This is a genomic window from Bradyrhizobium sp. Leo114 (assembly GCF_055229415.2).
Window position 1 is genome coordinate 209,867 of sequence record NZ_JBUYEN020000003.1, and the last position, 15,909, is coordinate 225,775.

At 59.9% G+C, this 15,909-nt stretch carries 14 protein-coding genes and 1 pseudogene; 4 read left to right on the plus strand and 11 right to left on the minus strand.

Going from position 1 to position 15,909, the window contains the following annotated elements; genetic code table 11:
- Positions 1 to 9: 9 nt before the first annotated feature.
- Together ACZIRK_RS05255 and ACZIRK_RS05260 are read right to left on the minus strand one after the other, a co-directional pair.
- Positions 10 to 1,140 (minus strand): metallophosphoesterase family protein, encoded by a 1,131-nt coding sequence (locus ACZIRK_RS05255; RefSeq protein WP_130227181.1) that lies wholly within the window; start codon positions 1,138 to 1,140, stop codon positions 10 to 12.
- A gap of 113 nt (positions 1,141 to 1,253) precedes the next feature.
- Positions 1,254 to 1,979 carry a carboxypeptidase regulatory-like domain-containing protein gene (locus tag ACZIRK_RS05260; protein WP_130227182.1) on the minus strand — a complete coding sequence of 242 codons (726 nt, stop codon included), beginning with the start codon at positions 1,977 to 1,979 and terminating at the stop codon, positions 1,254 to 1,256.
- A gap of 178 nt (positions 1,980 to 2,157) precedes the next feature.
- Here ACZIRK_RS05260 and ACZIRK_RS05265 point away from each other — a divergent pair, with 178 nt between their 5' ends.
- Positions 2,158 to 2,778, plus strand: a complete 621-nt coding sequence (locus ACZIRK_RS05265; RefSeq protein WP_130227183.1) for an SCO family protein — start codon at positions 2,158 to 2,160, stop codon at positions 2,776 to 2,778.
- A gap of 70 nt (positions 2,779 to 2,848) precedes the next feature.
- A complete protein-coding gene (gene hemA, locus ACZIRK_RS05270) occupies positions 2,849 to 4,096 on the plus strand; it encodes a 5-aminolevulinate synthase (protein WP_130227184.1) in 1,248 nt (415 codons plus the stop codon).
- Between the two features lie 218 nt (positions 4,097 to 4,314).
- Here hemA and ACZIRK_RS05275 read toward each other — a convergent pair whose 3' ends face one another.
- From ACZIRK_RS05275 to ACZIRK_RS05300, 6 genes and pseudogenes are all read right to left on the minus strand, one after another.
- Positions 4,315 to 5,673: a tyrosine-type recombinase/integrase gene (locus ACZIRK_RS05275; RefSeq protein WP_463327045.1), complete on the minus strand. Its 1,359-nt coding sequence runs from the start codon at positions 5,671 to 5,673 to the stop codon at positions 4,315 to 4,317.
- A gap of 334 nt (positions 5,674 to 6,007) precedes the next feature.
- The gene (locus ACZIRK_RS05280; RefSeq protein WP_130229668.1) at positions 6,008 to 7,132 is read right to left on the minus strand and encodes a nickel/cobalt transporter; all 1,125 of its coding nucleotides are present in this window, start codon (positions 7,130 to 7,132) and stop codon (positions 6,008 to 6,010) included.
- Entirely contained in the window at positions 7,129 to 7,764 is a 636-nt protein-coding gene (locus ACZIRK_RS05285; protein WP_463327046.1) for a DUF1007 family protein, read from the minus strand. Before ACZIRK_RS05285 ends, ACZIRK_RS05280 begins: the two co-directional genes overlap by 4 nt.
- A gap of 155 nt (positions 7,765 to 7,919) precedes the next feature.
- Positions 7,920 to 8,306 (minus strand): hypothetical protein, encoded by a 387-nt coding sequence (locus tag ACZIRK_RS05290; protein ID WP_130229666.1) that lies wholly within the window; start codon positions 8,304 to 8,306, stop codon positions 7,920 to 7,922.
- A 131-nt stretch (positions 8,307 to 8,437) separates the two neighbouring features.
- Positions 8,438 to 8,644 (minus strand): hypothetical protein, encoded by a 207-nt coding sequence (locus ACZIRK_RS05295; protein ID WP_130229665.1) that lies wholly within the window; start codon positions 8,642 to 8,644, stop codon positions 8,438 to 8,440.
- A gap of 10 nt (positions 8,645 to 8,654) precedes the next feature.
- A pseudogene (locus ACZIRK_RS05300) lies at positions 8,655 to 9,627 on the minus strand (CobW family GTP-binding protein).
- 314 nt (positions 9,628 to 9,941) lie between these two features.
- On the opposite strand from ACZIRK_RS05300, the gene ACZIRK_RS05305 reads away from it, so the two are divergent.
- Together ACZIRK_RS05305 and ACZIRK_RS05310 are read left to right on the plus strand one after the other, a co-directional pair.
- The gene (locus ACZIRK_RS05305; protein WP_463327047.1) at positions 9,942 to 10,880 is read left to right on the plus strand and encodes a metal ABC transporter substrate-binding protein; all 939 of its coding nucleotides are present in this window, start codon (positions 9,942 to 9,944) and stop codon (positions 10,878 to 10,880) included.
- Positions 10,881 to 10,973: 93 nt separating this feature from the next.
- Positions 10,974 to 11,969, plus strand: coding sequence for a hypothetical protein (locus ACZIRK_RS05310; RefSeq protein WP_130229670.1), 996 nt, complete (start codon positions 10,974 to 10,976; stop codon positions 11,967 to 11,969).
- 326 nt (positions 11,970 to 12,295) lie between these two features.
- On the opposite strand, the gene ACZIRK_RS05315 is transcribed toward ACZIRK_RS05310, so the two are convergent.
- The 3 genes from ACZIRK_RS05315 to ACZIRK_RS05325 form a co-directional block, all read right to left on the minus strand.
- A complete protein-coding gene (locus ACZIRK_RS05315; protein WP_165435550.1) occupies positions 12,296 to 12,643 on the minus strand; it encodes a hypothetical protein in 348 nt (115 codons plus the stop codon).
- Positions 12,644 to 12,943: 300 nt separating this feature from the next.
- The gene (locus tag ACZIRK_RS05320; protein WP_130229663.1) at positions 12,944 to 13,879 is read right to left on the minus strand and encodes an alpha/beta fold hydrolase; all 936 of its coding nucleotides are present in this window, start codon (positions 13,877 to 13,879) and stop codon (positions 12,944 to 12,946) included.
- Between the two features lie 50 nt (positions 13,880 to 13,929).
- Positions 13,930 to 15,897 (minus strand): heavy metal translocating P-type ATPase, encoded by a 1,968-nt coding sequence (locus tag ACZIRK_RS05325; protein WP_463327048.1) that lies wholly within the window; start codon positions 15,895 to 15,897, stop codon positions 13,930 to 13,932.
- Between the last annotated feature and the right edge of the window lie 12 nt (positions 15,898 to 15,909).

A 15,909-nucleotide genomic window follows, 5' to 3' on the forward strand; every position in this document is an offset into this window, starting at 1 on the left:
CTGTTCTCCCTAGTACGGCCAGATTTGGTCGGCGATCCGCGGCCGCAGGATCTCAGGCTGACTCAGCGAGGAGTCCGGCGGCGACTGAACGAAGACCTCCTTCCGGCCCCACATAATGTACTCGGTCTCGATCCGATCATTCTTCATGCTCAAGGTTTCCCAGCCAACACCATCGTAGAAATCGCCGGGGTCGGCGCGGATCATCGGCTTGGTGAGCTTGGGCACGCCCTCGGGGGCATAGGGCCAAGGCCAGGAGGTCGCCAGCATGCCGATCGACCGCATGGTTCCGATTTCGTTGTAGAGCACCTGATGGACGTGGCCATGGATATTGGTGACGTTGAGATAAGGCTTGAGCACCTCATTAACTTCACGCCAGTCGCGCACCCAAAAGTTCCAGGGCGGATAGTATTCGTAGAGCGGATTGTGGCTGAAGATGACAACCGGCCTGGCTTTGTCCCAGTCGGTAAGCGTCTTCTGCATCCAGTCGAGCTGGTCGCGGCCCACGCCGGCCCACGGGCCGGCGACGCTGCCGTCGAGGGTTGCCATATGGTCCATGCGCTCTTCGGGGCTCATCTTCCGCGCCGTCCAGTAGTCCGGTCCGCGGGTAACCGTGTCGAGCCCGATAAAGCGCACCCCCTTGTGGTCGAAGGTCCAGTTGGGCTTGTCGAAAAGCTGCTTCCACTTCGCGCCCATATCGTAGTACCAATCGTGCTCGCCCGGGATGAAGACTTTCCGAATCTTCACTTCGTTCAGGAGTTCAACTCCGAGCTCGAGCTCGTTGGCTCTGCCGAGCTGAGCCAAGTCGCCACCGAAGATCATGAAGTCGGCCGGCGGGCTCATGGCCTGGACTTCCCTCGCGGCGCGCTGCACCTTCTCGACGAAGCGCGTGTTGACAGACTTCGGGTACAGGTGGGTGTCGGAAACCCAGGCGAACTTGAAGGGCTCCTCGGCAGCGTAAGCGACGTCGATGGTATTGAGTAGCGGCCACCATGCGAAAGTCTGAGCGACTGTAGCCGCGCCGGTCAAACACGATCTGTGGATGAAAGTGCGCCGAGTAATACGGAGCGAGGGATCGGGATGTACCCCAGGCCGTTGGAGAACCGCCGCCAACTCACGCCGTTCACGGTCAAGCTCGGACATAGGCGCCTCCTCCCGGTAGATCGTTCCTCTCTGTGTCTGAGATCTGTCGCCGGACCTCGCGGTTATGTGTGCATTGCGCAAGTGCTGCCGGCGATTACCGGCGGTGAAAAAGTCTATTGCTTCATTAGTTCTATCGTTAGTTCAGTCGGCTTGCCGGCCGCGACGGTGACGGACTGCTGCACGGGGCCAGTGAGGGACTGGACCGCCACCAGGGTATAGTTGCCAGGCGGTACTTCAGTGATACTGAACTTTCCGTCGGCGCCGGTGATTGCGTAGTAGGGGTTATCCACCACGTAGATCCATCCTTCCATCCAGCCGTGTGCGTCGCAGTCGATGCGCACGGTTCCGGCCCGCGTCAGCTCCGTGGGAATTCGCTGCCCCTCGTTCGGCAGTGCCATATTGAAAGCTGTGCGCTTCCCGTAATAGCCGTGGGTGTTGTGCAGTATCGGGTCGCTATTCACGACCACGAGTGGTCCCCCGCGGATCACCTGAACCTTGGGCTCGAAACGACAGTTGTGATTGACGAGCTCGGGCGTCTTGGCCTGCCCCGCCTGCGCCGGCCAGGCTTTTCCTTTCGCCACCTGGGTCAGATACACGACCGCGTTCTGCACGCCCTTGTCAGGTCCAACGTCGATCAAGGGCTCGTCGCGAGGTCCGTCACAGACCTGGACATCCTTGTTCGGAATGATCTTCCGCGTTTCGACCGCGCCATTAAAGATGACCTTGCCCTGGATGGTTCCGCCCTGGGGGACGGGGCCCTCTTCGTACGCGCGCGCCGGCACACCGCTGATCGCGGTGGCGATCAGGGAGGCCACAATGACTGATTTTATGGGTTTCATCCCGGCGCCTCCCCATTCTCTCAAGGCCAAGACCCAATCGTCTTGCCAGGGGAAACACACCTTAGTAATTTATAGCATACCTAAACCTATCTGAAGTCAATGGTTTGACTGGCGCAGGGCAGGCGCCGAGGAGCGGCTTCGCGGCCTGAAGGCTGCGACCAGAGATTGCGGAGGTTCAATGAATCGCCGCCATGAACTCATTCATCCTTCGGCTCTCCGGCGCAGTCTCTGTGGCGCGGTCCTCGCAGCAGTGCTGGTTACCAGCCAACCGGCCTCGTGCGCGGCCACCTCGTCTGTCACGATCGGAGGACCTTTCAGTCTGACAGCGCCCGACGGCACGACGGTCACCGATCAGACCTATCGGGGAAAATGGCTGCTCGTGTATTTCGGATACACCTTCTGCCCCAATACTTGCCCGACAACGCTCCTGGAGATCGCCACTGCGCTTGAGACGCTCGGCCCCGACGCCGCCAAGGTCCAGCCGCTCTTCATCACCGTTGATCCCAAGCGCGATACAACCGACGTGTTGGGGAAATACACCCAGTCGTTCGATCCAAGAATTGTCGGACTCACGGGCACTCCGGCGCAGATCGCCGCCGTGGCGCATGATTATGGAGCGTACTATGTCGCTCATAAAAACGGTGACGGCGCCGATGACTACCTCATTGACCACAGCACCTACATCTACGTCATGGACCCGCAGGGCCAGTTTGTGCAGGCGTTCGACGCCGACACGCCCGCCGATCGTATCGCCGACGATCTGCTCCATCTCGTGAAACAGGAAGTGAGGCCGCATTGACGTGAGATAATGCCGGGAAGCAGCACCGGTCATCTCTAGGAATGATTTGGCACCGCGTGAGACCAAACTCATGATGTATGACAAATTTTTCGCGGATGCGATCACTAGGCTCCGTGATGAACATCGCTACCGGGTGTTTGCGGATCTTGAGCGCATCGCCGGACGATTTCCGTGGGCGGTTTGGCACTCGCCCCAGGGAACTTGGAATGTGGTGATCTGGTGCTCGAACGATTATCTCGGGATGGGGCAGCATCCGAAGGTGATCGGCGCCATGGTCGAGACGGCGACCAGGATGGGCACCGGTGCCGGCGGCACCCGCAACATTTCCGGTACAAATCACCCGCTAGTCGAGCTCGAGCGCGAACTCGCAGACTTGCACGGCAAGGAGGCTGCGCTCGTCTTCACGTCCGGCTACGTTTCGAACCAAACGGGCATCTCGACGATCGCCCGGCTGATCCCGAATTGCCTCATCCTGTCGGACGCGATGAACCACAATTCGATGATCGAGGGTGTCCGCCAATCTGGTCTTGAGAAAAGGATCTGGCGACACAATGACGCTGCTCATCTTGAGGAGCTTCTGGCGGCAGTCGACCTTGGTCGTCCCAAGCTGATTGTTTTCGAGAGCCTGTACTCGATGGGCGGCGACGTAGCGCCGATCGGGCAGATCTGCGACCTTGCCGCTCGCTATGGTGCCATGACGTATCTGGACGAAGTGCATGCAGTCGGCATGTACGGCCCACGCGGCGCTGGAGTCGCGGCACGCGACGGCGCCATGCATCGTATCGACGTTATCGAGGGAACGCTTGCCAAGGCCTTCGGATGCCTCGGCGGCTATATCGCGGGATCGGCCAATCTCGTAGACGCGGTCCGCTCCTATGCACCCGGCTTCATCTTCACGACAGCACTGCCGCCAGCCATCTGCGCGGCAGCGACCGCGGCAATCCGTCATCTCAAGACTTCGAGCTGGGAGCGCGAGCGCCAGCAGGAGCTGGTCGCCTGCGTGAAACGAGTCCTCAGCGCAGCTTCGCTACCGGTCATGCTGAGCGATACCCACATCGTCCCCGTCATGGTGGGCGACCCCGAGAAATGCAAGGCCGCGACCGACCTCTTGCTCGCAGACCACGGCATCTACATCCAGCCGATCAACTATCCGACCGTATCGCGAGGGACCGAGCGGCTGCGCATCACGCCCACGCCGTATCACGACGATATCCTGGTCGATCAGTTGGTTGGGGCGCTCGCGGACGTCTGGGATCGGCTTGCGCTGCCCCGCAAGGGCCAAACGCTGGCGGAAGAGTTGGTTCGCAGCGCCGGTTGAAAGACGGCGCCCCGGGCGTGGCTTATAAATCGGGCGCCTCGATTGGGACGCGTTCAACGTCGGCTATGCCTCCAATGGCGGCGCGAAAAGCGACATCGCGTGAGGTCCGAGTCCGGCCCGACTCCCGACGATATCTGCGTTCGCGCCGCTTTCGGAGCCATATCGGACATCGAACGTGGCCTGATCTGCAGTGGTGATCTTGTGAATAGATGCATGCCCTAAGCAGCCAAGCGGCGCTCCTCTTCGATCGCCTCTTCGTCACCACCCGAAGCCCTCTTCAGGAAGCGGGCCAGGGCGGCTTTTCGTGAATCGCGGTCGAGGGCGTAGGCGGTTTGCTTGAACTCAATGCCATCAAGGAGCCCTTGAATGTAGCCCGAGATCGTGTCCGCAGCCATGATGAGCGCTGTGTCAAGCGTATGAATGTATTTGCTCGTCACCGAACCTTTGGCATGGCCGACGAGGGCCGCGATGGTAACCTCGGTAAAGCCTAGATCATTGGCGATGCTTGCGAAGCTGTGACGCAGGACGTGGGGAGTCACATCGGATAGCGGGGAGTCCTCGAAGAGATGCTTCCAATGGTTCGGGAAGTTGCCGAACGCATTGTCCTCACCCTGCCCCGGGAAGAGGTATGTACCGACATTGTCGGTGCGTCGTCGCTCAAGATACTCGATGACCGGCAGCCCTATGGGACGGATGGATTCACCCTCCTTGCTGTCCTCCAACCGCAGGCAACTCGACTCGGTATCCGCCTCCGTCCATTTCAAGGCGATCATTTCGCTGCGCGGGCAGCCGGTCAGCGCGAGTTGGCGAATGATGTCCACGATGGTGGTGTATTTCTCCTGCTTGGCAGCGTCGCGGAGCATCCGACCAAGTATTCGGTACTCCGCCTCGGACAGCCGACGCTTTCGCACGTTGTCCTTTGGCTTGCGGACGCCATGGGCCGGGTTGCCATGGATAATGCCCGCCTCGACGGCATAGGTGAGGATACCGCCGAGGAGACCAACGGTGCGCGTGGCGGTTCCAGCGCCGCCTCGGACGATGGCCTTTCCCCGTAACTTCTTGGTCTTGACCGAAATCCGCGTCTTTCCGGCCATGATGTCCTTGAGGACCTTGTGGGTGTCCGTCTTCGTGAGATCCTTGACCCGCCGAGTCCCAATGAGCGGAATAATGTGACGCTCAATGCGGCCAGTGTCGGTGACGATCGTTGAGGCTTTCTTCGGCCGCCCTCCCTTTCCTAGGATGAGCCCGGCCTGGAGATCAGCGACATAGCGGGCACACAGCTCCTTCACAGTGATCGCCTTGTGATCGAGCTGGCGAACTTCGACGGGATCATCTCCCCCAGCGACCCGACCGAGTTGCACCTTCGCTTCACGGCGTGCAGTCTCAGGCGCCCAGGCTCCGTGAAGCCCAATTGTGTAGCGACGTGAGCGACCCCTCGTTCGATACTGGATAACGTAGCTCCGCTTGCCCGAATTGAAGACCCGGAGTCCGAAGCCGGTCAGTTCGTCGTCCCAGATGACGTAGTCCTTCTCTTTAGCTTCTGCCGCCTCAACAATCCTCTTTGTGATCTTAACCATGACGTGCCTTCGTTCCGGGCACGATCTCTCGCGTAAGCAGCACGTAAGCAGCCGGGAGAAAATCGGTGCGAGCTTTCGGATAGGAGCGTCGCTTCTGTTGTTGAGAATATCCAATTGCCTCAGAGTGATAGCGTCGCATAGCGTGCCCTATCGTATTTTTCGGACGGACACGTTATCTTGCTCCGAAGGCAAAGGTCACACGTTCGAATCGTGTCGGGCGCGCCATTTCGTTTTGCAGCGCCATGCGCGCCCCAGCCCGAAACTGTAACTCGGCTTCATTTACCCGAGTAAGCAATTCAATCAAATCGTCGCCGGTGCGCTCACAGGCTGGCCCTCACCCGGTGAACATCCAGAGTCGCTCGCTGGCCATGTAACCCACCAGTAGCAATGTGCCAAAGGCGACGATAAGTGCTGCGGCGCCAGCCTCGATTCCGCGCATCGCGAGCATGCCAAGCCCGGCTCGCGTAAGAGCAAGGCGCGTTGCGAGTCCGCGCGCGCTGACGGCGAGTGTTGCGATCGCCGCGACCGTCACGGCCGTCCCCAATCCCATGATCAAGGTGGCGCCGATACCGGTCCAGAACAGGTCCTGGGCCAGCGCGAAGATCAGCACGATGACCGCGCCGGAACACGGCCGCAATCCAACCGCGACCACCGCGGACAGACCTCGGCGCCAACCGCCGCTGCCTGCGAGCTCAGCGGGCTCCGGCCCATGGGCGTGACCCCAGGCCGATGCGTGATGCTCATCGTGACAATGAAAGCCGTGCACGGTGCAGCCATCGACCATGCATTGGCCGCCGCGCATGGCGATCGCGGCAGGCCTCCCCGCGGACAACCCGAGGGTATTCGCAGTTTGGCCTTTGGCCACCGGAACCGACGCGAAAGCCAGTTCGGGCGCCGTCCTCCATGTCAGCTCGCGCGAGGCGATGAGAAAACCGCGACCTTTGACATAGAGAAGCCTGAGCCCGATCAGGATGACGAGAGCATAGCTTGTGATCTCGACGAGACGGACCGTCAGCCCGATCGCCTTTGCTGTAGCGCCGAGAAGAACGGCGGCGATGGCGACGACGATAATGGCGACAATGGATTGAATGCCCGCGGACGCGAATGACAGGACAACGCCCCGGCGCCAAGTCTCTTCATTGGCGATGAGGTAGGAGGAGATGACCGCCTTGCCATGCCCCGGGCCTGCGGCATGAAAAATGCCATAGAGAAAGGAGATGCCGAACAGACCCCACATCGCGGCCCCATCCTCCTTGCTAGCCCGGATGAAGCCCGACATCGAACGGTAGAAGGCGGCCTGCTCCGCAAAAATCCAACCGCTGACGCCCGAAGCGGAGATGCCGGCTGCGGCGGGATGCGGCGCACCAAACGGCGCGCTCCAGGCCGATACGATGCCGCCTGCAAAGGCGATAAGGATCGCCAGGAGGGCAGTGACGGAGACGGCGCGCGGTCTGGTCATGGGCACTTTACCAGCATCTTGTTCGCGAAGGTTTCCCCGTAGGTGCTGGAGGCATCGAGCGGATCGCTATCGAGCTGACTGAGCCGCAACTGTTCCGCCAGCGTTGGCTGGTGCGGCAGATCGTAAGTCAGATTGCATTGCGGCGCGCCGCTCAAGGAAACCGGCTTGTCCTTGGCAAATTCGAAATCCACAAAGATCGTGGGATCGTAGACCTCAATCTGCATTGCCTTTGCCGTGGCGGCCGCCTTCAAAGGTAAAGTGAAATGGAGAGTCAGGGCGGCGTTCTTGTAATCCAGCCAATAATCGACGGGGTCCGAAAACTTCACTTTCTTACCGTCCGCGCGCGCGAAGGTGAAATAGCCATACTCCTTCAGCGAATCCACGTTGACCTGCGCGAGCGAGGCGAGTTCTTCGCGCGTGTACTGGCCCTTTTTGGCGTGCGAGATGCCCTGAATCGCATAAGCTGAAAACATGTCGTCGAAGGTCCAGGCGTGGCGAACACCCGTCATGGTGCCATCAGCGGCGTAGAGGACTTCGCTGTGAAACGTGACCCAGACATGGGGGTGCGCCTCGGCGCAGTTGACGGATAACAAGAGAAGAATCGCGGCGGAGTAACACGAGCGTTTGATCATGGTCTATCTGCCGAATCGAGTAATGAGTGGACCCGCATCAGCGGGGACGGTGATCTCAAATGCGCATCAGAGCGTGATAGCGCACTAGGTGACGCATGCACCCTGCCTCGCGCCACGCAAGACAAGTCCTGCGGCACGGAAGTGACGGCAAGGCTTCAGACGGCGGGGGGCGCGCGTGACAGGAATGCCGGGTGACGCGGTTTAATCACCCGATCGGAAACCGAATTTAACGCGCGATCAATTTCTGCAAATTGGAGCGCTTTCAGACCTTCAGGCGCATCCGGTAGTGAGGAGTTCGACAGCAGGAAGCCCGAGAAGCAGATTGGGCAGTTGTCATCGTGATCGGCCAGTCGCGCCGGCAGCTGCGTTACGGATTGCCCTGTTGGCCGGGCGTGCCTGAGGCTCTCGCCGTCGGTGCGGCCGAAGCTTGAAAAAGTGAGATCGTGCTTGTGGACGTGCTCGAACGACAGCGCGAGCTGCAGCACAAGCGCCGCCAGCGCGAGATAGGCTCCGCATCGCCGGGTGAAGACCCGTGCTGACATCGATTTCGCCCCCGCCAAGGAGCCGTTCCCTTCTGAGGTCCTTGAAGCTATCGCCTTCGGCCGAACCCGCGCAACCGTGCTGAATTGGCGATCAACCTGCAACGGACGAGGAAAATATGGCGATCGAGGGGCTACGAGCGCCCTGTCATTCGAATGGTTCCTTTCGAGGGAGCAGGCTCTTTCTGTCCGGTTGCATCACCCTTGCCGGCTAGGTCGTGCGGCCGCTCACCGACCGCATCGGTCGGTGGAAAGATGCTGTCATATATCGCGCGAGCTTCGCGAATGAGGCGAAGTCGCTCGAGCTCGGATTTGCTGACAAATTCTACGATCTTGCCCATCAGCTCACCCTCAGGCACAGCAAGCCTCAAAGCCTTGCCTAAGCAGGTCCTTTGGCAGGTCACGCCCGATGAAAACAAGCCGCGTCTGGCGCGGCTCCATCTCCTTCCAAGGACGCCGACTTCCGCCTTCAATGAGCATGTGGACGCTCTGAACGACAAACTGCCGATCGTCATCCTCTATTGATGCGATGCCCTTCATGCGCAGGATGTCCGTCCCGTAGCGTTGGGTGACATCCTGAATCCAGGACACAAACTTATTGGGCTTCATTGGTCGGTCCGCGACCAGGGATAGGCTGGCGATCCTGTCATCGTGTTCGTGCTCGTGTTCTTCGGTGAGGAAACCCGGCTCGACTTCGAGGATGCGCTCGAGATTGAAGGCGTCTCGTCCCAATACTTGGGCGAGATCGATACCGCAGCGCTCGGTTCGGTGAATCTGCGTATATGGATTGATGCTTCGGATACGACGTTCGACCGTTGCGAGGCCGCCCGCATCGACAAGATCGACCTTGTTAACGAGAACGATGTCGGCGAACGCCAATTGCTCCTGCGCTTCAGGGGTCCGGTCGATCTGGTCGACCAAGTGCTTGGCGTCCGCGACGGTGATGATAGCGTCAAGCTTCGTCTTGCGGCGGACGTCTTCGTCGACAAAGAAGGTCTGCGCCACAGGCGCGGGATCTGCGAGCCCCGTCGTCTCGACGACAATGCCATCGAAGCCGCGGCTGCGCCGCAGCAACCCAGCGATAATGCGAATAAGGTCGCCGCGGACCGTGCAGCAGATGCAGCCGTTGTTTCATCTCGAAAATCTCCTCGTCCGCGTCGACGATGAGATCGTTGTCGATACCGACCTCTCCGAATTCGTTCACGATCACCGCAAACCGCTTGCCATGTGTTTCGGAGAGAATGCGGTTCAGCAGCGTGGTCTTCCCGGAGCCGAGATAGCCGGTCAGAACCGTGACGGGAATCTGGGGTGCAGCATCGGCCATGGTGTTGTTTTCTCCTCGGGCTTCGTGGGCGGCGCTTTTCGCCATATCGTCGGGATCGCTGATCTGCGCATGGTCTGTTTCGGGCCCGGATCGAGCGGAAAGACGCCTCAGCAACTTGATGCGAAATGCCACCCCCGAGCCCGTTGCGGCCGGATATGTAATGTTATAACGTTACATGTGGTCGAAAGAAGGCACAAGGGACCATCAACCGAGAGGCCCTCTTGTTCCGGCTGTGTCGCGACACCCCAGTACATGCCGATGCTCGACGGCAGTTTGATTTCGATTTGGCCCGTCGGTCGGCACACGATATCTACGTGTGGCGAAAAGCCTGCTTTCGACGGCTTCGGCTGCTGATCTTGATTGGTCTTGCGCTGGCCGCAGCGATCTTGCCGGCTTCTGCGCAACAAGATGCGACCAAACTACAGGTCGTGGCGACATTTTCGATCCTCGGTGATTTCGCCAGGAATGTTGGCGGGGATCGGGTCGACGTCACGACGCTGGTAGGTCCCAACGGCGACGTCCACGTCTATACCCCGGCGACGGCCGATGCGGAGGCGATCAGGAATGCCAGACTTGTGATCGTCAATGGGCTCGGCCTGGAGGGCTGGCTGCCGCGGCTCGTCAAATCATCCGGCAGCAACGCGACCACCGTCATCGCAACCCATGGCATTGTGCCGCACAAAATCGCTGCTGGTGAGATACTGAGTCGTGATCGCGGCGTGGGGTCAGTGGACCCGCACGCCTGGCAATCCGTCATGAACGCCGAGATTTATGTCGCCAATATCCGCGATGCCATGATAGCCGCCGATCCCGCCAACGCTGCGACGTACGGAGCCAATGCATTGGCATATCTAACCAAGCTGGAGGCGCTTGACCACGATGTTCGCGAGGCGCTCGCGCCGATCCCCTTCGAGCGGCGCAAGGTGTTCTCAACTCACGACGCTTTTGGCTATTTCGCCGCTGCCTACGACGTCGCGTTCGTGGCGCCGCAGGGCGTTTCGACCGAAGCCGAGCCGAGCGCACGGGATATCGCAATCGTCATCGCGCAGATCAAGAAAGAGAAGATTCCAGCGGTCTTCTTGGAAAACATCAGCGACCCCAGACTGATGCGCCAGATTGCCTCCGAGACTGGAGCAGCGATCGGCGGAATGCTTTATTCGGACAGCCTGACGGCGAAGGACGGCGAGGCTCCGGGCTACATCGAGATGATCAGGCACAATACCAGCACGATTGCGAGAGCCCTGATGGAGTAACACGCTTGTCCGCGTGATCCAGCGCTAACGATTGAATGCACTGCGATGCTTGAACTTGTAGGCAAAACGGTTCGGAACAGGAGAATTAATCCGGTGCGGTTAAGATCCGTCCTTCTGATCTGCGGCTTGTTCACTATCGCCATTGCTTTGTTGGCGTCGCCAAGGTCTTCTGCTACGCAGCAATCATCGGATGTTCCGGCTTGGCTAAGGACCCATGTCGGCGAAGGCGAAGGTCAAATTGCAGAAGTGGTCTTGCAGAGGGCCCGCACACTTTACCAGCAAAAAGTGAACCAAGGCGCGGTTAAAAATCCCTGCTATTTCGCGATGGACGCGACGCGTCCAAACGATTTAGGCGGCGTCAGATTGGGGCGTCGGTTCTACGTTATCTGCGAATCCGAGCGATTGTTTCGTGCAATTTCGGCGGGTCACGGCGGCGGTCGCGATTTGAAAGGCGTCGCGGATTTCGCGAACGGAAGACGCTGCGCGAAGAACTTCGGCAATGCGATGGATTCAACTCTGACGACTGGTGGGGCCTATGTAACCGGCGAGACGAAGACGTCTTTCAAAGGCTACTACCGTATCTCGGCGAAACAAGACGCAGTTCTGGTACGCTCGTTTGTTCAGTTTGATGGCGAGGGCGAGACCGCAAATGCCCGACAGCGCGAGATCGGCGGGCATCCGGCCGAGTTGTTGAGGAACGTCTGTCTTCGAAAGGATCCACGCAGTCCGTACGCAAACCACGACGGATACGTTCCTTTTGGAACACTGGAGGATTACACTGGCGGCCGCAGCAACGGCTGCACCAGTTGGTCGCCATCGGATGCCGGCCAAATCATCGCAATGGTGAAGGATAACCCCACGACGCTTTACATCTATCCTGACTCTGCCGACATCGAAGCCGTCGCGCGAGCGGTGGCGGCCGGCCGGTCGCTGTCCGGCGTGGGACTGTATTGGAACGCTTCCTGTTTGAACGAAATCCGCGCTCCGAAATTTTGGCCAAAGGAAACCCTCGAGCCAGTTCTGGCTCAATACAAGAAGGATCATCCGGCACCGGCGCAACAGCCAACGCCGATTTGCAAGGAACGGTAAATTCGCTCGTTTACGTATTGGAGTGACCGTTCATCCTTCGACGGTACCGCCCTTTTCGTCACCTCGGTCCTAATCAGGTTGCCCGCGCGGTTCAACAAACGGCGAACGATCATGGTACCAACGGCGCGTTCGCGCCGCCTTGCGCGACCGGCCGGCATGTTGCGGCCGGCGGCGCGCGCCTTTCGGGCGCGGCGCCGGAGTGTCCGGCTTGGGCCGTTCCAATTCCTTCTGTTCAGTCGCGAGCGTCACCTCAGTGGCCATCAAAGTTCCCTTTGGCTGACGCAACGAAGCTAAGCAGCAAGAGTTACCGTTGTAGCAACCGACCTTTAGTCCATCTTGATGGGAGGTAAAATATGACGACTTGCACTGAAACGAAACACGCCAACCATTCCCATCAACACGGCCCTGGCTGTGGGCATACGGCGGTACGGCACGAAGCCCACACGGATTACCTGCACGACGGTCATTTGCACCACATGCATGGAAATCATGTTGATGAGCATGTGATCGCCGTTGACGAAACCAACCCTGTGCATTGCACGCCAAACATCGCCTGCCCCGATCATACTCACGGGCCGGGCTGCGGGCATGAGGCAGTCCCTCACGGGGACCACATCGACTATCTTGTCAATGGGCGACTCCATCATCCACACAACGGTCATTGTGACGATCATGGACCGCTGACGCTGGCCTAGCTGCCGGATGGCCTGATGAGCGGCTGGTGACTTCAGGCGGACGCTTGCCTTTCTCTCATAATCCAGGGCACAGCGATTTTGGCAGCATCGTATGGCCGGAGAGCGAGAGCGTACTCAACTCAGCACTGCACGGCATCCTCGCACGCGCGGTCCGGTTACGAGTCATCCTAAAGGAATTGGATCGTTGCGATCCGCTAAGCGGTGATCGGAGACGTTGTCAACCCATGAAGGTACAGGCCAAACATGGATCGACCTGCCGAAACTTGGTCGAAGTCGTAATCAGACTCCGCTCGCTGCTCTCTCGAAAAGAAATGGTCGGATGACAGAAACGACTTCATCTGGAAATTCTTCATGGAGAGCCAGTTTGCCTTTGGGCAATCGCTTGATTTGAACATTCGGCAGAGCTGCCAGTGAGTCGATTTCGGCGCGCGAGCGCGCAGGGATCTCATCCCCGTAAACGACCAGCGTCCGCTTATCCGCGTTCTGCGCCAGGCTGACAAAGCCATCGCGGCTCGTGACCCGATCCAAATACCCGCTGACAAACCGTACCGAAGCGTGCCGTGCTCCGGGGGCCCGCACGACGGCGAGTTTGGCCAAGAGGCGATCGCCTGAGAGCCATTCCGGGTCACTATAGACGTGCTCGCGCGCCATCTTTCTCAAAACCAACTGGCTCACATTGAGCCGATACAGCAACTCCCCAACAATCGGCAGATCAAGAGCTGTCCTCACGCGAGCAAACCACGGCCGATAGGCTCCTATCATGGTCGGGAGCGGTCCTCGCCATGTCGGCGCGATCAATACGAGACAGTTGGTCGATTCGGGACGATGAACGGCGTGGTACAGCGCGTAGGTTGCAGCGTGGCCGGCCGCGATGAGAGTGTGTGATCCCGGTAAAATCCCGCTCAAAACCCAATTGAGAAATGCGGAGAGTGCATCGGGCGACCAATCGGCTCGCGGGCGCGGCAGGTCGCCAAACCCAGGCCAGTCGACCATGGTTACGTGGAAGTCCGACCTTAGCCGGTCAAAGAGCGGGCGCATCTCCGCGCGCGTCGAAATCGAACTTAGAGCGGGCAAGAGCACGAGAGATGACCCATTGCCGCCCTCCTCCATCCCGATCGTGACTGTTGCTCCTTCCCAACGACAATCAATTCGGCGTTCCATCGAGCTCCTCGCGATGCGAACTCGCAAAGAACCACACAACTTGGTGCGGTTCATCCTTCTCTCGACCAGGTCCTTGGCCTTGTCGGCGACGGCCTTTGACGGAGCTACCTGGGATTCCGCCCTGGCAACAAGCGGGTGGAATTGAGAATGAACACAAGCTCCGAAGCTACGTGGATGAAGGCGGCGAGGAGCGGGCCCAAAACACCTATCGCTGCCAAGCCGATGCCAAGCGTGTCGACGATCAGGGTTCCCGCGAAGTTCTGCCAGATGATGCCCCTCGTCTGCTTGGCGAGCGAGAGTGTCTCGGCCAGGCGAGCCAGATCATTGCCGAGCAGAACCACGTCCGCACTTTCCCGTGCCACATCGGTGCCCGAGCCCATGGCTATCCCGACGCTCGCTTCGGCAAGCGCCGGCGCATCGTTTATGCCGTCACCGACCATCGCGACCACGCGATCTTGCGCAACCAGCTTGCGAATGCGCGACAGTTTCTCCTCGGGAAGAAGTTCCGCCTCGATCTCGTCAACGCCGAGCTTAGCGCCAACCGCAGACGCGACGCGGCGTGTGTCTCCGCTCAAAAGCACTGTCTTGATATTCATGCGATGTAGGGCCGCGACCGCACGCTGCGCCTCCGGACGAACGGTATCCGCCACAACGATCGAGCCGACCAAGCATCCGTCTTGCGCAACGAAAACTTCCGCTCCCGCTTCGGCGTCGCCAGCCGCCGAGCCTTGAACCTTGACACCGTTATCCGAGAGCAAGGCCTGATTACCGACAAGAACGACGTGATCGTTGACCCTCGCGAGAATTCCACGTCCCGGCACGTAAGCGAAGCTGCTCGGCTCCGCGATGTCGCATCCTTGCCTGCGGGCATATGCGACGATCGCCCTGCCCAGAGGATGTTCCGATCTCAGTTCGGCCGCAGCTGCAACCGCGAGAACCGCGTTGGCCGAGGTTCCCTGCGCGGCCATGACCTGCTGTACATCCGGTTTGCCGAGCGTGAGCGTTCCCGTCTTGTCGAACACGACAGTATCGACACGCCCGAGCGTTTCCAGGTGGATGCCTCCTTTGACAATCGCGCCAAGACGGGCGGCCCGGCCAATGGCTCCAAGAATCGCAAGCGGCGTGCCAGCCGCGATGCCGCAGGCGCCGGCGACGATGACAACCGAGATGGTCGAACGCATGTCGCGCGTGATCACAAAGGTGAGCACGGCGGAGGCGAGCGCGAAATAAACCAGATACCCCGCCAAGCGATCGGCGAGGCGCTGCACAGGGGCACGGGATTTTTCAGCCCGCTCGACGGCTTCGATGATCTGTCCGTAGCTGGTATCGCGGCCGATCCGCTCGACACTGATTTCGAGCGCGCCCGACTGGTTGATTGAGCCCGCGAAGACCCGGACACCGGCCGTCTTCTCCACCGGCATGGATTCGCCGGTGATGCGGGATTCATCGACGAATGAATGGCCATCAAGCACAATGCCGTCCACTGGGATCCGGCCGCCCGGCGCGACCAAGACGGCGTCCCCGACCTTCACCGCCTCTGCCCCGACTAAGCGGATCGAGCCGGCGCGGCGTACCGAGACCTCGCGCGGCAGAAATTCCAGAAGGTCGCGGATTGCCTTGCGTCCCCGACCGACCGTCATCCCCTCCAGTACCTCGGCCACCAGCACGAATAGGGCGATGACAAGCGCCGTGAAGAATTCGCCGATTGCGGCCGCTGCGACGATGGCAATCGTCATCGATAATTCCATCGTCATGCGGCGCTCGACGATGTTCTCGAACGCTTCCTTCAAGATCGGCCATCCGCCGATCGCTAAACCCAGCACTCCGATGACGCTGACGGCGGGGTAAGGCTCCCAGACCCGAAACCACACCGCACCGGCGGCAAGAGCGACAATCGCAATGCGAACCGCTTCGGGCCATTCGAACGCATGCTCATGCCCATGATCGTGATCATCTTCGTGGGAGTACGGATGGTGCAGATCCTGCTCCGCTGCGTGGCCAGCGTCGCGAGGACCTGTGTGTTCCTCTGACGATCGCCGGAGGATCGGACGCAGGCTGTCCTGCAAAGCCATGCGATTTCTCCC

What these genes read in the sequence shown, in the direction of transcription:
- ACZIRK_RS05255 (WP_130227181.1), bottom strand. Translation starts at nt 1,140, where the DNA reads ATGTCCGAGCTTGACCGTGAACGGCGTGAGTTGGCGGCGGTTCTCCAA.
- ACZIRK_RS05295 (WP_130229665.1), bottom strand. Translation starts at nt 8,644, where the DNA reads ATGGGCAAGATCGTAGAATTTGTCAGCAAATCCGAGCTCGAGCGACTT.
- ACZIRK_RS05280 (WP_130229668.1), bottom strand. Translation starts at nt 7,132, where the DNA reads ATGACCAGACCGCGCGCCGTCTCCGTCACTGCCCTCCTGGCGATCCTT.
- ACZIRK_RS05325 (WP_463327048.1), bottom strand. Translation starts at nt 15,897, where the DNA reads ATGGCTTTGCAGGACAGCCTGCGTCCGATCCTCCGGCGATCGTCAGAG.
- ACZIRK_RS05315 (WP_165435550.1), bottom strand. Translation starts at nt 12,643, where the DNA reads ATGATCGTCACAATGACCGTTGTGTGGATGATGGAGTCGCCCATTGAC.
- ACZIRK_RS05320 (WP_130229663.1), bottom strand. Translation starts at nt 13,879, where the DNA reads ATGAACCGCACCAAGTTGTGTGGTTCTTTGCGAGTTCGCATCGCGAGG.
- hemA (WP_130227184.1), top strand. Translation starts at nt 2,849, where the DNA reads ATGATGTATGACAAATTTTTCGCGGATGCGATCACTAGGCTCCGTGAT.
- ACZIRK_RS05285 (WP_463327046.1), bottom strand. Translation starts at nt 7,764, where the DNA reads ATGATCAAACGCTCGTGTTACTCCGCCGCGATTCTTCTCTTGTTATCC.
- ACZIRK_RS05290 (WP_130229666.1), bottom strand. Translation starts at nt 8,306, where the DNA reads ATGTCAGCACGGGTCTTCACCCGGCGATGCGGAGCCTATCTCGCGCTG.
- ACZIRK_RS05260 (WP_130227182.1), bottom strand. Translation starts at nt 1,979, where the DNA reads ATGAAACCCATAAAATCAGTCATTGTGGCCTCCCTGATCGCCACCGCG.
- ACZIRK_RS05265 (WP_130227183.1), top strand. Translation starts at nt 2,158, where the DNA reads ATGAATCGCCGCCATGAACTCATTCATCCTTCGGCTCTCCGGCGCAGT.
- ACZIRK_RS05275 (WP_463327045.1), bottom strand. Translation starts at nt 5,673, where the DNA reads ATGGTTAAGATCACAAAGAGGATTGTTGAGGCGGCAGAAGCTAAAGAG.